The 16104-nt window shown below is 41.8% G+C and carries 12 protein-coding genes, 1 tRNA gene and 1 pseudogene; 9 read left to right on the plus strand and 5 right to left on the minus strand.

The genetic code is table 11. The features are described from left to right. From D8837_RS08205 to argS, 5 genes and pseudogenes are all read right to left on the minus strand, one after another. Window positions 1-191 (minus strand): annotated as a pseudogene (locus D8837_RS08205) (IS3 family transposase); the annotation flags it as partial. Window positions 192-270: 79 nt separating this feature from the next. Beyond that, the gene (gene galU / locus D8837_RS08210; protein WP_125456749.1) at window positions 271-1170 is read right to left on the minus strand and encodes a UTP--glucose-1-phosphate uridylyltransferase GalU; all 900 of its coding nucleotides are present in this window, start codon (window positions 1168-1170) and stop codon (window positions 271-273) included. Between the two features lie 21 nt (window positions 1171-1191). After that, the gene (locus D8837_RS08215) at window positions 1192-2208 is read right to left on the minus strand and encodes an NAD(P)H-dependent glycerol-3-phosphate dehydrogenase (RefSeq protein WP_125456750.1); all 1017 of its coding nucleotides are present in this window, start codon (window positions 2206-2208) and stop codon (window positions 1192-1194) included. A gap of 167 nt (window positions 2209-2375) precedes the next feature. Continuing rightward, window positions 2376-2621: a MarR family transcriptional regulator gene (locus D8837_RS08220; RefSeq protein ID WP_125456751.1), complete on the minus strand. Its 246-nt coding sequence runs from the start codon at window positions 2619-2621 to the stop codon at window positions 2376-2378. Window positions 2622-2923: 302 nt separating this feature from the next. Beyond that, on the minus strand, window positions 2924-4615 hold the full coding sequence (argS, locus tag D8837_RS08225) for an arginine--tRNA ligase (RefSeq protein WP_125456752.1): 1692 nt from the start codon (window positions 4613-4615) through the stop codon (window positions 2924-2926). Window positions 4616-4750: 135 nt separating this feature from the next. Between argS and argR the strand changes: the two genes are divergently transcribed. From argR to D8837_RS08275, 9 genes are all read left to right on the plus strand, one after another. Beyond that, window positions 4751-5197 (plus strand): arginine repressor, encoded by a 447-nt coding sequence (argR, locus tag D8837_RS08230; protein ID WP_001231476.1) that lies wholly within the window; start codon window positions 4751-4753, stop codon window positions 5195-5197. Window positions 5198-5247: 50 nt separating this feature from the next. Beyond that, window positions 5248-7782: a DNA mismatch repair protein MutS gene (mutS, locus tag D8837_RS08235; RefSeq protein ID WP_125456753.1), complete on the plus strand. Its 2535-nt coding sequence runs from the start codon at window positions 5248-5250 to the stop codon at window positions 7780-7782. A 145-nt stretch (window positions 7783-7927) separates the two neighbouring features. Continuing rightward, entirely contained in the window at window positions 7928-9634 is a 1707-nt protein-coding gene (gene patA / locus D8837_RS08240; protein ID WP_125456754.1) for a multidrug efflux ABC transporter subunit PatA, read from the plus strand. Between the two features lies 1 nt (window position 9635). Then, window positions 9636-11402, plus strand: coding sequence for a multidrug efflux ABC transporter subunit PatB (gene patB, locus D8837_RS08245; protein ID WP_125456755.1), 1767 nt, complete (start codon window positions 9636-9638; stop codon window positions 11400-11402). A gap of 138 nt (window positions 11403-11540) precedes the next feature. After that, window positions 11541-12230, plus strand: coding sequence for a gamma-glutamyl-gamma-aminobutyrate hydrolase family protein (locus D8837_RS08250; RefSeq protein ID WP_115904663.1), 690 nt, complete (start codon window positions 11541-11543; stop codon window positions 12228-12230). A 169-nt stretch (window positions 12231-12399) separates the two neighbouring features. Continuing rightward, on the plus strand, window positions 12400-13749 hold the full coding sequence (locus D8837_RS08260; protein ID WP_000018268.1) for a glucose-6-phosphate isomerase: 1350 nt from the start codon (window positions 12400-12402) through the stop codon (window positions 13747-13749). A gap of 127 nt (window positions 13750-13876) precedes the next feature. Then, window positions 13877-15337 (plus strand): glutamate--tRNA ligase, encoded by a 1461-nt coding sequence (gene gltX, locus D8837_RS08265; RefSeq protein WP_125456756.1) that lies wholly within the window; start codon window positions 13877-13879, stop codon window positions 15335-15337. A gap of 13 nt (window positions 15338-15350) precedes the next feature. Further along, on the plus strand, window positions 15351-15785 hold the full coding sequence (locus D8837_RS08270) for a cytidine deaminase family protein (RefSeq protein WP_125456757.1): 435 nt from the start codon (window positions 15351-15353) through the stop codon (window positions 15783-15785). A 110-nt stretch (window positions 15786-15895) separates the two neighbouring features. Continuing rightward, window positions 15896-15967, plus strand: a tRNA-Glu gene (locus tag D8837_RS08275). The last annotated feature ends 137 nt before the right edge of the window (window positions 15968-16104 follow it).

Below are 16104 nucleotides of genomic sequence, written 5' to 3' on the forward strand. Positions count from 1 at the left end.
TGTTTTAGTTCAGGTGAATAGTAACAATTCTTTCCTTTTTTGACGAACTCCATTCCGTAACGATCAATCAATTTAATCATGTACCTAAGATTAGAATTGTTTATCCCAAATTTATTTGAAAGCTTCTCTATGCTATATCCTTGTTTTCTAAGTTTATAGATCTGAACTTTATCATCATAAGTTAATTTCATAATAAAAACACCCCAAAAGTTAGATTTTTTCTGTCTAACTTTTGGGGTGCAGTTCATTTTTGAACCTTATCTTTTTATGTTATTCCTTCTCAGCCAATTCTTTTCCCAGTTGGATGAGGTAATCTTTCAAGTCATCTTTGACTTGTGGGTGTTTGAGGGCATAGTCAATAGATGTTTTCACAAAGCCAAACTTATCGCCAACGTCGTAACGAGCTCCTGTAAATTCACGGGCGAAAACACGTTGTGTTTTATTAAGCGTATCAATAGCGTCGGTAAGCTGGATTTCATTTCCAGCACCGGGAGCTTGATTTTCGAGGATCTCAAAAATTTCTGGTGTGAGCAGGTAACGTCCAATGATTGCCAAATCACTTGGAGCATCTTCTGGAGCTGGTTTTTCAACGAAAGTTTCGACACTGTAGAGACCATTAATCCCTTCACCCTGAGGAGCTATAACTCCATATGCTGAAACTTCTTCATGAGGGACAGGCATAACAGCGATTGTTGATGCGTGAGTTGTCTCGTAATCGTTCATCAATTGTTTTGTCAAAGGTACAGCGTGGTCATCTGTGATATCCATTAGGTCGTCACCAAGCATGACAACGAAGGGCTCATTCCCTACAAAAGCTTTTGCTTGTAAGACAGCATCTCCAAGACCACGAGGATGGCTTTGACGGATAAAGTGAAGGCGAATGCCAGTTGTTTCGTCTACCAATTTTAACAAGTCATGTTTGCCTTTTTCTTTGAGGTTGTACTCAAGCTCAAAGTTTGAGTCAAAGTGGTCTTCAATAGAACGTTTTGATTTACCAGTGACAACCAGAATATCTTCAATACCTGATTTAAGAGCTTCTTCTACGATGAATTGGATAGTTGGTTTGTCCACAATTGGCAACATTTCTTTAGCAAGTGCTTTGGTTGCTGGTAAAAATCGAGTCCCGAGTCCAGCGGCAGGGATGACTGCCTTTCTAACTTTTGATGTCATAAGAATCCTTTCTCTAGAGGGTTAAGACCACTCATTTTCTGCTTTAAATTCATTGTTCATGATGTCATAAATGGCATCTTTGATATTGGTTCCGTGGTAGATAACTTGGTAAATGGCCTGTGTAATGGGCATATAGACTCCAAGTTCTTGCGCTAGTTCATAGGCTGCTCGAGTTGTTGAGATTCCCTCAATCACCATGCCCATATTGGCTTCGATATCAGCTAGGGATTCTCCACGACCAAGAGCATCTCCGGCTCTCCAGTTACGAGAGTGGATGGAGGTTCCCGTTACGATCAAGTCTCCTACACCAGACAAGCCACTATAGGTCAATGGACTGGCCCCGAGTGCTACTCCTAGGCGGGTAATTTCTGCCAATCCTCGAGCGATGATGGCTGCCTTGGCATTGTCACCAAATCCCAAACCATGTAAAGCTCCAGCACCGACAGCGATAATGTTTTTAAGAGCACCAGCGGTTTCGACCCCGATAACATCCGTATTGGTATAAAGTCGGAAGTAGTGATTGCTAAAGAGTTCTTGAACGTATTGAGCTGTTTGTAAATCTTTAGAAGCAGCAGTGATTAAAGTCAGGTCACGCACAATGGTCTCTTCTGCATGACTAGGACCTGAAACAACGACAATATCACTGCGGAGATGTTCAGGAATTTCTTCTTCAAGAATGGTTGATAATCGTTTATGGCTATCAGGTTCCAATCCCTTTGATGCGTGCATGATGATAGCCTTATGGTCTAAGGTTTTTGCAACTTGTTGGGCAACAAGTCGTGTCACTTTTGTTGGGACAACAAACAAAATCGCATCTACATCTTTTAATGCCTCTGCTAAGTCGGTGTAGGCAATGATATTTTCGTCTAGAACGACATCTTTAAAGTAGTGCTTATTAGTATGGTGTGTATTAATTTCATTGATTTGCTCGGGAAGATTTCCCCAAATACGTACCTCGTGTCCATTGTCATTTAAGACTTGTGAAAGGGCAGTTCCCCAAGAACCAGGCCCCAAGACGGCGACGGTTTGTTTTTCCATGTTTTCCTCCTTGATAGAGTTCTCTTTTTATTTTATCACATTCTAGGGGATTTTGCACTTGCATTACTGGGGAGTGGTTGCTTTGTTACTTGAATAATATACAAAAACCGAGACTCAGTATTAAACTCTTAGTCTCGGTTTTGATATTCCTTAAAGAATAACTAGGTCTATTTCAATTGATCTGTAATGTCTTTTGATAGCAACATTCCTAGATGATAAGTTTTATTGATATAAGCAATGACATCATTGATATTTTCGGTCGTGTGAATTTTCTCTTTGATGTCAGCCTTAAATGTTTCATCCTTCAAAAGTTGTTCTTGGTAGAGCCTTTGAAGTCTCTCCTTCTCGTACTTATTAAGCAGAAAAAGGAACACCAAGCTAATCACAACGAGGATATAAGCATATTGGCTCATAGAATATCTCCCTGTATGATAAAGAAGTAATAGTGAATAAATCGATTTAGAGAACCCAAAATAGCAGAACAAGTCAGCAAAACTTGATAAGATTTTTGATAGACCTCTAAACCAAAATCCGTATAGGATTTGGTCTTAGTTACTTAGATTGCTTTACAATCAAGTAACTTGAAGATTACGACATGAACCAAACCAAATCGATATTATTTGGTTTGGTGAATTAGTGAAGCGTTTAGGCAATTCGCCATATAGCGATTGCCGTCAAGAGACTAGGAACTTTAGTTCCAGTCTCTTGTAACGATTTACATCTTCTCTGGTGCCTCCACACCCAGAAGACGAAGGGCTTCTTTGAGAACGACTGCGGTTGCGTAGCTGAGGGCTAGACGACTGTCGCGCTCAGGATTTTCGTCTAGGATACGTGTATGTGCATAGTACTTGTTAAAGGCTTGAGCCAGGCTAATTGCAAATTTAGCAATGATAGAAGGTTCAAAGTTATCTGCCGCACGGTTGATAATACGTGGGAAGTCTTGGATGAGTTTGATGATTTCCCAGCTTTCAGTATCATTCAAGCTATAGTTGCCAGCTGTTTCTGGTTTGAAATCTGCTTTACGTAAGATCGATTGGATACGAGCGTAGGCGTATTGAACATAAGGTCCAGTTTCACCCTCGAAGGATACCATAGCTTCTAGGTCGAAGTCATATCCATTTGTACGGTCGGTCTTGAGGTCATAGAATTTAATGGCTCCAACCCCAACAGCATGCGCTACCTGGTCTTTGTTTTCCAATTCAGGATTTTTAGCTTCGATTTGGGCTTTGGCACGGCTAACAGCCTCTGCAACAGTAGGTTCTAGCAGGATGACATTCCCTTTACGAGTAGAGAGTTTTTTTCCTTCTTTTGTAACCAAACCAAAAGGAACGTGAGTAATGTCTTCACTCCAGTCGTAGCCCATCTCTTGCAAGACGGTTTTGAGCTGTTTAAAGTGGGCAGATTGCTCTTGACCAACGACGTAGATAGATTTGGCAAATTGGTATTCGTTTTTACGGTAAAGGGCTGCAGCCAAGTCACGTGTGATATAGAGAGTTGCACCATCCGATTTCTTGATAAGGGCTGGATGTTCAATTCCATATTTCTCAAGATTCACAACTTGGGCACCTTCTGACTCAACAAGAAGACCTTTTTCAGAAAGAATGTCTACAACTGTATCCATCTTATCGTTGTAGAAGGCTTCTCCATTGTAGCTGTCAAATTCGACTTGCAATTCATTGTAAAGGCGGTTAAATTCTACCAAACTTTCATCACGGAACCATTGCCAAAGTGTGAGAGCTTCCTCGTCTCCGTTTTCAAGTTTACGGAACCATTCGCGTGCTTCTTCATCCAAGCTAGGGTCATTTTCAGCTTCAGCGTTGATGCGGACATAGAGTTTAAGAAGTTCATCGATTGGATGAGCTTTTACAGCTTCTTCGTCACCCCATTTTTTGTAGGCAACAATCAGCATCCCAAACTGTTTACCCCAGTCTCCCAAATGGTTGACCTTGACTGTTTGATAACCGATTTTTTGGAAAATATGTGACAAGCTATCTCCGATAACAGTTGAGCGTAGGTGACCAATAGAAAATGGTTTAGCGATATTGGGACTAGACATATCGATAACAACATTTTCTTGTTTACCAATATGTTGGTCAGCATAGTGTTCTTTTTCAGTGATAACAGCTTGCAATACTTGAGCAGAAATGGCAGATTTATCAAGGAAAAAGTTGACGTAAGGTCCTGTTGCAACAACCTTTTCAAAGGCTTGGCTGTTAATTTTTTCAGCCAGTTCAGCAGCAATCATTTGAGGTGCTTTACGTTCGACTTTTGCAAGTGAAAAAGCAGGGAAAGCGACATCTCCCATTTCTGAGTTTTTAGGGGTTTCCAGTAAATTTAAAATAGCCTCTTGGTCCAGGCTATCAATGACGCTAGCCAATTCGCTAGCAATCAATTCTTTTGTATTCATTAAGAGCTCCTTTTTGGACTTTTCTACTATTTTATCACAATTTTAAAGAAAGAAGAAAAAATTTTTGAAATCTCCTATTTTTTTGGTATAATATAGTTATAAAATTAGTTATAAATATGCATATAAGAGGATTTTATGAGAAAAAGAGATCGTCATCAGTTAATAAAAAAAATGATTACTGAGGAGAAATTAAGTACACAAAAAGAAATTCAAGATCGGTTGGAGGCGCACAATGTCTTTGTGACGCAGACAACCTTGTCTCGTGATTTGCGCGAAATTGGCTTGACCAAGGTCAAGAAAAATGATATGGTGTATTATGTACTAGCAAATGAGACAGAAAAGATTGATTTGGTGGAATTTTTGTCTCATCATTTAGAAGGTGTTGCAAGAGCAGAGTTTACCTTGGTACTTCATACCAAATTAGGAGAAGCCTCTGTTTTAGCAAATATTGTAGATGCAAACAAGGATGAATGGATTTTAGGAACAGTTGCTGGTGCCAATACCTTATTGGTCATTTGTCGAGACCAGCACGTTGCCAAACTCATGGAAGATCGTTTGCTAGATTTGATGAAAGATAAGTAAGGTCTTGGGAGTTGCTCTCAAGACTTATTTTTAACAAGGAGAGACGGAAAATGGCGACAGAAAAGCTATCACCGGGCATGCAACAGTACGTGGATATTAAAAAGCAATATCAAGATGCTTTTTTGCTCTTTCGGATGGGTGATTTTTATGAATTATTTTATGAGGATGCGGTCAATGCTGCGCAAATTCTGGAGATTTCCTTAACGAGTCGCAACAAGAATGCTGACAATCCGATTCCTATGGCGGGTGTTCCCTATCATTCTGCCCAACAGTATATCGATGTCTTGATTGAGCAGGGCTATAAGGTAGCCATTGCAGAGCAGATGGAAGATCCTAAACAAGCAGTTGGGGTTGTGAAACGAGAGGTTGTTCAGGTCATTACGCCAGGGACAGTGGTCGATAGCAGTAAGCCGGATAGTCAGAATAATTTTTTGGTTGCCATAGACCGCGAAGGCAATCAATTTGGCCTAGCTTATATGGACCTGGTGACGGGTGACTTTTATGTGACAGGTCTTTTGGATTTCACGCTGGTTTGTGGGGAAATCCGCAATCTCAAGGCGCGAGAAGTGGTGCTGGGTTATGACTTGTCTGAGGAAGAGGAACAAATCCTCAGTCGTCAGATGAATCTGGTGCTTTCCTATGAAAAAGAAGGCTTTGAAGACCTTCATTTACTGGATTCACGATTGGCAACTGTGGAGCAAGCGGCATCTAGTAAGCTGCTCCAGTATGTTCATCGGACTCAGATGCGGGAGTTGAACCACCTCAAGCCTGTTATCCGCTATGAAATCAAAGATTTCTTGCAGATGGATTATGCGACCAAGGCTAGTCTGGATTTGGTTGAGAATGCTCGTTCAGGCAAGAAGCAAGGCAGTCTTTTCTGGCTTTTGGATGAAACCAAAACGGCTATGGGGATGCGTCTTTTGCGTTCTTGGATTCATCGCCCCCTGATTGATAAGGAGCGAATCGTCCAACGTCAAGAGGTGGTGCAGGTCTTCCTCGACCATTTCTTTGAGCGCAGTGATTTGACAGACAGCCTCAAGGGTGTCTATGATATCGAACGATTGGCTAGTCGTGTTTCTTTTGGCAAAACCAATCCCAAGGATCTCTTGCAGCTAGCGACCACCTTGTCTAGCGTACCACGGATTCGTGCGATTTTAGAAGGGATGGAGCAACCTGCTCTAGCCTATCTCATTGAACAACTGGATGGAATCCCTGAATTGGAGAGCTTGATTAGCGCAGCGATTGCTCCTGAAGCTCCTCATGTGATTACAGAAGGTGGTATTATCCGGACTGGATTTGATGAGACCTTAGACAAGTACCGTCACGTTCTGAGAGAAGGGGCTAGCTGGATTGCTGAGATTGAGGCTAAGGAGCGCGAAAACTCTGGTATCAGTGCACTTAAGATTGTTTACAATAAAAAGGATGGCTACTATTTTCATGTGACTAATTCGCAACTGGGAAATGTTCCAGCCCACTTTTTCCGCAAGGCGACGCTGAAAAACTCAGAACGTTTTGGAACCGAAGAATTAGCCCGTATCGAGGGAGATATGCTGGAGGCGCGTGAGAAGTCAGCCAATCTCGAATACGAAATTTTTATGCGTATTCGTGAGGAAGTTAGCAAGTATATCCAGCGTTTGCAGGCTCTAGCTCAAGGAATTGCGACAGTTGATGTCTTACAGAGTCTGGCGGTTGTGGCTGAAACCCAGCATTTGATTCGGCCAGAGTTCGGAGAGGATTCGCGAATTGATATCCAGAAAGGGCGCCATGCTGTCGTTGAAAAGGTTATGGGGGCTCAGACCTATATTCCCAATACGATTCAGATGGCAGAAGATACCAGTATTCAACTGATTACAGGGCCCAACATGAGCGGAAAGTCAACCTATATGCGTCAGTTAGCCATGACGGCGGTTATGGCCCAGATGGGGTCTTATGTGCCAGCAGAAAGCGCCCATTTACCGATTTTTGATGCGATTTTTACCCGTATCGGAGCAGCAGATGACTTGGTTTCAGGTCAATCAACCTTCATGGTAGAGATGATGGAGGCTAACAATGCCATTTCGCATGCGACTAAGAACTCTCTCATTCTTTTCGATGAATTGGGACGAGGAACTGCAACTTATGATGGTATGGCTCTCGCTCAGTCTATCATCGAATACATCCATGAGCATATCGGAGCTAAGACCCTCTTTGCGACCCACTACCATGAGTTGACTAGTCTGGAGTCCAGCTTGGAACACTTGGTCAATGTTCACGTGGCAACTTTGGAGCAGGATGGGCAGGTCACCTTCCTTCACAAGATTGAACCAGGTCCAGCTGATAAATCCTACGGTATCCATGTGGCCAAGATTGCTGGTTTGCCAGCAGATCTTTTAGCAAGGGCGGATAAGATTTTGACTCAGTTAGAGAATCAAGGTACAGAAAATCCTACTCCTATGAGACAAACAAGTGCTGTCACTGAACAGATGTCACTATTTGATACGGCAGAAGAAAACCCTATTCTAGCAGAATTAGCTAAATTGGACATTTACAATATGACACCTATGCAGGCTATGAATGTCTTGGTCGAGTTAAAACAGAAACTATAAAGAAAAAATTACTAGTCATTCTAGCTGTATCAAGGAGACTTCTTTGACAATCCCCCACTTTTTTGCTAGAATAGCATCACACAAACAGAATGAGAAGGAGCTGACGCATTGTCGCTCCCTTTTGTCTATTTTTTAAGGAGAAAGTATGCTGATTCAGAAAATAAAAACCTACAAGTGGCAGACCTTGGCTTCGCTCCTGATGACAGGCTTGATGGTTGCTAGTTCACTTTTACAACCGCGTTATCTGCAGGAAGTGTTAGACGCCCTACTTGCTGGGAAATATGAAGCTATTTATAGTATCGGGGCTTGGTTGATTGGTGTGGCCTTGGTCGGTCTGGTTGCTGGTGGGCTCAATGTTATCCTTGCAGCCTATATTGCCCAAGGAGTTTCATCTGACCTTCGAGAGGATGCCTTCCGTAAAATCCAAACCTTTTCTTATGCCAATATTGAACAATTTAATGCGGGAAATCTAGTTGTTCGCATGACAAATGATATCAACCAGATTCAGAACGTGGTCATGATGACCTTCCAAATTCTTTTCAGACTCCCCCTCTTGTTCATCGGTTCGTTTATCCTGGCGGTTCAAACCTTACCTTCTCTGTGGTGGGTGATTGTTCTCATGGTAATCTTGATTTTTAGCTTGACAGCTGTCATGATGGGTATGATGGGGCCTCGTTTTGCCAAGTTTCAAACCCTTCTTGAACGCATCAATGCCATTGCCAAGGAAAATCTGCGTGGCGTTCGTGTGGTCAAGTCCTTTGTCCAAGAAAAAGAGCAGTTTGCTAAGTTTACGGAGGTTTCAGACGAGCTACTCGGTCAAAATCTTTACATTGGTTATGCCTTTTCAGTAGTGGAACCCTTTATGATGTTGGTCGGTTATGGGTCGGTATTCCTCTCTATTTGGCTAGTTGCAGGGATGGTTCAGTCGGATCCGTCAGTTGTTGGCTCCATTGCTTCCTTTGTCAATTACCTAAGCCAGATTATCTTTACCATTGTTATGGTTGGATTTTTGGGAAATTCTGTCAGTCGTGCCATGATTTCTATGCGTCGTATTCGAGAAATTCTTGACGCAGAGCCAGCCATGACCTTCAAGGATGTGCCAGATGAAGAGTTGGTCGGAAGTCTTAGCTTTGAAAATGTGACCTTTACCTATCCAATGGACAAGGAACCGATGCTGAAAGATGTGACCTTTACTATCGAACCTGGTCAGATGGTTGGTGTAGTTGGAGCCACTGGTGCAGGAAAATCAACCTTGGCTCAATTGATTCCACGTCTCTTTGACCCGCAGGAAGGGGCTATCAAAATCGGAGGCAAGGATATTCGAGAAGTGAGTGAAGGGACCCTGCGTAAAGCTGTCTCTATCGTTCTCCAACGTGCCATTCTCTTTAGTGGGACGATTGCTGATAACTTGAGACAGGGCAAAGGAGATGCCACTCTATTTGAAATGGAGCGAGCAGCCAATATTGCTCAAGCCAGTGAATTCATTCATCGTATGGAAAAAACCTTTGAAAGTCCAGTTGAGGAACGGGGAACCAATTTCTCTGGTGGACAAAAGCAAAGGATGTCGATTGCGCGTGGGATTGTCAGCAATCCACGTATTCTGATTTTTGACGATTCGACCTCGGCCTTGGATGCTAAGTCAGAGCGCCTGGTTCAAGAAGCCTTGAATAAGGACTTGAAGGGGACGACAACCATTATCATCGCGCAAAAGATTAGCTCGGTTGTCCATGCAGACAAGATCTTGGTACTGGATCAAGGACGATTGATTGGTCAAGGTACGCATGCAGACTTGGTTGCCAACAATGCTGTTTACCGTGAAATCTACGAAACACAGAAAGGAAAGGAGGAGTAAAATGAAGACAGTTCAATTTTTTTGGAATTATTTTAAAGTCTATAAGCTATCATTTGTAGTTGCTATCCTGATGATTGTTCTGGCAACTCTTGCCCAAGCCCTCTTTCCGGTCTTTTCTGGACAAGCAGTGACGCAGCTAGCTAATTTAGTTCAAGCTTATCAAAATGGCAATCCAGAACTTGTTTGGCAAAGCCTATCAGGAATCATGGTCAATCTTGGCCTGCTGGTTTTGGTTCTCTTTATCTCCAGTGTCATATACATGTGTCTTATGACGCGCGTGATTGCAGAGTCGACAAACGAGATGCGCAAAGGCCTCTTCGGTAAGCTTTCTCGCTTGACGGTTTCTTTCTTTGACCGCCGACAAGATGGCGATATCCTGTCTCGTTTTACCAGTGATTTGGATAATATCCTCCAAGCCTTTAACGAAAGTTTGATTCAGGTCATGAGCAATATTGTTTTATATATTGGTCTGATTCTCGTCATGTTTTCGAGAAATGTGACGCTGGCCCTCATCACCATAGCAAGCACACCAGTGGCCTTCCTTATGCTGATTTTTATTGTAAAAATGGCACGCAAATACACCAACCTCCAGCAAAAAGAGGTAGGGAAACTCAACGCCTATATGGACGAGAGTATTTCAGGCCAAAAAGCCGTGATTGTGCAAGGAATTCAAGAGGATATGATGGCAGGGTTTCTTGAACAAAATGAGCGCGTGCGCAGGGCAACCTTTAAAGGAAGAATGTTCTCAGGAATTCTTTTCCCTGTCATGAATGGGATGAGTCTGGTCAACACAGCCATCGTTATCTTTGCTGGTTCGGCCGTTCTATTAAACGATAAGACTATTGAAACAAGTACAGCCCTAGGTTTGATTGTTATGTTTGCACAATTTTCACAGCAGTACTACCAGCCTATTATTCAAGTTGCGGCTAGTTGGGGAAGCCTTCAGTTAGCCTTTACAGGTGCTGAACGAATTCAGGAAATGTTTGATGCAGAGGAAGAAATTCGACCTGAAAAGGCGCCGACCTTTACTAAGTTGCAAGAAGGTGTTGAAATCAGTCATATTGATTTTTCATACTTACCTGATAAACCTATTTTGAAAGATGTCAGCATTTCTGCCCCTAAAGGCCAGATGACAGCGGTTGTTGGGCCGACAGGTTCAGGAAAAACCACTATTATGAACCTCATCAATCGCTTTTATGATGTTGATGCTGGTGGTATTTATTTTGATGGCAAAGACATTCGTGACTATGACTTGGATAGTCTCAGAAGCAAGGTGGGGATTGTCTTGCAAGATTCGGTCTTGTTTAGCGGAACGATTCGAGACAATATCCGTTTCGGTGTACCAGATGCTAGTCAAGAAATGGTTGAGGCAGCAGCCAAAGCAACCCACATTCACGACTATATCGAAAGCTTGCCTGATAAGTACGATACCCTTATCGATGATGATCAAAGCATTTTCTCGACAGGACAAAAGCAATTGATTTCTATCGCTCGAACCCTGATGACAGATCCAGAAGTTCTCATTCTCGATGAAGCAACTTCAAACGTAGATACGGTGACAGAAAGCAAGATTCAGCATGCCATGGAGGCAGTTGTAGCAGGTAGAACCAGTTTTGTCATTGCCCATCGCTTGAAAACTATTCTCAATGCTGATCAGATTATTGTCCTCAAAGATGGAGAAGTCATTGAACGTGGTAACCACCATGAACTTTTGAAACTAGGTGGATTCTATTCAGAACTTTATCACAATCAATTTGTCTTTGAATAAGAAAGAAGTTGTCCTATGTGGGCAGCTTTTTCTTATCCATAAAAAATATTTATCACAGTCTTAAAAAAAACATATTAGACGAAAGTCATTTTGAGTGATATGATAGGACTATCGTTAACATTCGAAAGGAGAGGCATCATGGCTAGAACGATTGTAGGAGTTGCTGCAAATCTATGTCCTGTAGACGCAGAAGGTAAAAACATTCATTCATCTGTATCTTGTAGATTCGCAGAGAGCATTCGTCAAGTCGGTGGTCTCCCTTTAGTCATTCCTGTTGGTGATGAGTCAGTTGTACGCGATTATGTGGAAATGATTGACAAACTCATTTTGACAGGCGGGCAAAATGTCCATCCTCAGTTTTATGGAGAGAAAAAGACCATCGAGAGTGATGATTACAACCTAGTGCGCGATGAGTTTGAATTGGCACTCTTGAAGGAAGCGCTCCGTCAGAATAAACCAATTATGGCAATCTGTCGCGGTGTCCAACTTGTCAATGTTGCCTTTGGGGGAACTCTCAATCAAGAAATCGAAGGTCACTGGCAAGGATTACCTTTCGGAACATCTCACTCTATTGAGACAGTAGAAGGAAGCGTGGTGGCTAAGCTATTTGGAAAAGAAAGTCAAGTCAACTCCGTCCATCGTCAAAGCATTAAAGATTTGGCACCTAATTTTCGTGTAACTGCTATTGATCCAAGAGACCAGACCATCGAAGCGATTGAGTCTATCGATGAGCACCGCATTATCGGTTTGCAGTGGCATCCAGAGTTTCTGGTCAATGAAGAAGATGGAAATTTAGAATTATTTGAGTATTTATTGAATGAACTGTAACGACTGGAACATCTAGTCGTTCTTTCTTTTATTTTTTCAAAATTTTTGGAATGTGGGATTTTTACGCAAACGTTTGAATTCTGATAAAAATTGGAGAAATTCGACAAAAAACTTGAAAAAAACGAAGGTAAGCGTTATGATAGAAAAGAAGAAATATTGGAGGAATAACATGTCACATATTAAATTTGATTATTCAAAAGTTTTAGACAAATTTGTTGCACCACATGAAGTGGAATACATGCAATCACAAGTAACAGCAGCAGATGAATTGATCCGTAAAGGAACTGGTGCTGGTAGCGACTTTTTGGGATGGTTGGACCTTCCTGAAAACTACGACCGCGAAGAATTTGACCGCATCTTGAAAGCTGCTGAGCAAATCAAATCAGACAGCGATGTTTTGGTTGTAATCGGTATCGGTGGATCTTACCTTGGTGCCAAAGCAGCAATCGACTTCTTGAACCACCACTTTGCAAACTTGCAAACAAAAGAAGAACGCAAGGCTCCACAAATCCTTTACGCAGGAAACTCAATCTCATCTACTTACCTTGCTGACTTGGTAGAGTACGTAGCTGATAAAGATTTCTCAGTAAACGTGATTTCTAAATCAGGTACAACAACTGAACCAGCGATTGCTTTCCGTGTTTTCAAAGAACTCTTGGTTAAGAAATACGGTCAAGAAGAAGCAAACAAACGTATCTATGCAACAACTGACCGCCAAAAAGGTGCTGTTAAGGTTGAAGCAGACGCTAACGGTTGGGAAACATTTGTTGTTCCAGATGATATCGGTGGACGCTTCTCAGTATTGACAGCCGTTGGTTTGCTTCCAATCGCAGCATCAGGAGCTGACATCAAAGCCCTTATGGAAGGTGCGAATGCAGCTCGCAAAGACTACACTTCAGATAAAATCTCTGAAAACGAAGCTTACCAATACGCAGCAGTTCGTAACATTCTTTACCGTAAAGGCTATGCAACAGAAATCTTGGTAAACTACGAGCCATCACTTCAATACTTCTCAGAATGGTGGAAACAATTGGCTGGTGAATCAGAAGGAAAAGATCAAAAAGGTATCTACCCAACTTCAGCCAACTTCTCAACTGACTTACACTCATTGGGTCAATTTATCCAAGAAGGAACTCGTATCATGTTTGAAACAGTAGTCCGTGTTGACAAACCTCGTAAAAACGTGATTATTCCTAGCTTGGAAGAAGATCTTGATGGACTTGGTTACCTTCAAGGAAAAGACGTTGACTTTGTAAACAAAAAAGCGACTGACGGTGTTCTTCTTGCCCACACAGATGGTGACGTACCAAACATGTATGTGACTCTTCCAGAGCAAGATGCTTTCACTCTTGGTTACACTATCTACTTCTTCGAATTGGCAATTGCTCTTTCAGGTTACTTGAATGCTATCAACCCATTTGACCAACCAGGTGTTGAAGCTTACAAACGTAACATGTTTGCCCTTCTTGGAAAACCAGGATTTGAAGAATTGAGCAAAGAACTTAACGCACGTCTATAATAGAAGAAAAGAGTGGTTTGTCCACTCTTTTTACTCTCTTTATCCATAGAAATTGGACTCAGCCAAGACTTGTGATATAATATAGAGAGCAAAAAGGCAGACGCCTAGAGACTTTATAGGAGAAACTATGTCAAAAGATATCCGCGTACGTTACGCACCAAGTCCAACAGGACTACTACACATCGGGAATGCCCGTACAGCATTGTTCAACTACCTTTACGCACGTCATCATGGTGGAACTTTTATTATCCGTATTGAAGATACTGACCGTAAACGTCATGTCGAGGATGGGGAACGTTCACAGCTTGAAAATCTTCGTTGGTTAGGTATGGATTGGGATGAAAGCCCAGAAACACATNAAAATTACCGCCAGTCTGAGCGTTTGGACTTGTATCAAAAATACATCGACCAACTATTAGCTGAAGGAAAAGCCTACAAATCTTACGTTACAGAAGAAGAGTTGGCAGCTGAACGCGAACGCCAAGAAGCAGCTGGCGAAACACCACGCTACATCAATGAATACCTTGGTATGAGTGAAGAAGAAAAAGCAGCTTACATCGCAGAACGTGAAGCAACAGGGATCATCCCAACTGTTCGTTTGGCTGTCAATGAGTTAGGTATCTACAAATGGCATGATATGGTCAAAGGTGATATCGAATTTGAAGGTGGCAATATCGGTGGTGACTGGGTTATCCAAAAGAAAGATGGTTACCCAACTTACAACTTTGCCGTTGTCATCGATGACCATGATATGCAAATTTCTCACGTAATCCGTGGAGACGACCACATTGCTAATACACCAAAACAGCTCATGGTTTATGAAGCACTTGGTTGGGAAGCTCCAGAGTTCGGTCACATGACCTTGATTATCAACTCTGAGACTGGGAAGAAGTTATCTAAACGTGATACTAATACACTTCAATTTATCGAAGATTACCGAAAGAAAGGTTACCTTCCAGAAGCAGTCTTTAACTTTATTGCTCTTCTTGGTTGGAACCCAGGTGGCGAAGATGAAATCTTCTCTCGTGAAGAACTCATTAAGCTTTTTGATGAAAACCGCCTCAGCAAGTCTCCAGCAGCCTTTGATCAGAAGAAACTCGACTGGATGAGCAATGATTATATCAAGAATGCAGAACTAGAAACTATCTTTGAAATGGCAAAACCATTCTTAGAGGAAGCAGGACGTTTAACTGACAAAGCTGAAAAACTAGTTGAACTCTATAAACCACAAATGAAATCAGTAGATGAAATTATTCCATTGACAGATCTCTTCTTCTCAGATTTCCCAGAATTGACAGACGCAGAACGCGAAGTCATGGCGGGGGAAACAGTCCCAACAGTTCTTGAAGCCTTCAAAGCAAAACTTGAAGCGATGACAGATGATGAATTTGTAACAGAAAATATCTTCCCACAAATCAAAGCTGTTCAAAAAGAAACAGGTATTAAAGGGAAAAATCTTTTCATGCCCATTCGTATTGCAGTTTCAGGTGAAATGCATGGACCAGAATTGCCAGATACTATCTTCTTATTAGGCCGTGAAAAATCAATCCAACATATCGAAAACATGCTAAAAGAAATCTCTAAATAAGAAGGAGGTAATAATGGACATCTGGGAAAAGATGTACGAAGAAGCACAGAAATTGTATAATCCACATGAAGTATCTGATTTTGTTTATGCTAATCATGTTGTTGCCGCAGTAGAAGCAGAAGATGGACAAATATTTACAGGATTCTGTATGGAGGGAACCTGTGGTGTTTTCCATCTCTGCGCAGAACAGGCGGCACTCTTCAATATGTACCAATTTTCAGGACAAACTAAGGTTAAGAAAGTATTAGCCTTTCGAGATAAACCACCTTATGGTGGAAGTTCAGCCATGCCTTGCGGTGCCTGTAGAGAATTCCTTTTAGAGCTTAATGCTGAAAATAAAGATGCAGAATTTATGATGGACTACGATACAAGAAAGACGGTGAAAGTCGCAGAACTAATCCCATATTGGTGGGGAGAAGAGCGTGCTTCCAAATTTAATAATCAATAGAAGAGTTAGTATAATTCTGGCTCTTTTTACTTAATTTGAAAAAAGCAGAAAAAGTTGTTGACAAAAAATAAAAAGTCGGTATAATAGTAAGAGTTGAAAATAACAGCTCAGGTCCGTTGGTCAAGGGGTTAAGACACCGCCTTTTCACGGCGGTAACACGGGTTCGAATCCCGTACGGACTATGGTATGTTGCGGTTGAGGCACTTGATGAAAAAAGATTAAAAAAGTTTCAAAAAAGTGTTGACAAGCGAAAGCGGCTGTGATATACTAATATAGTTGTCACTTGAGAGAAGCGAGTGACAAAGACCTTTGAAAACTG

Source organism: Streptococcus mitis (assembly GCF_003942965.1).
Lineage (GTDB): Bacteria > Bacillota > Bacilli > Lactobacillales > Streptococcaceae > Streptococcus > Streptococcus mitis_BH.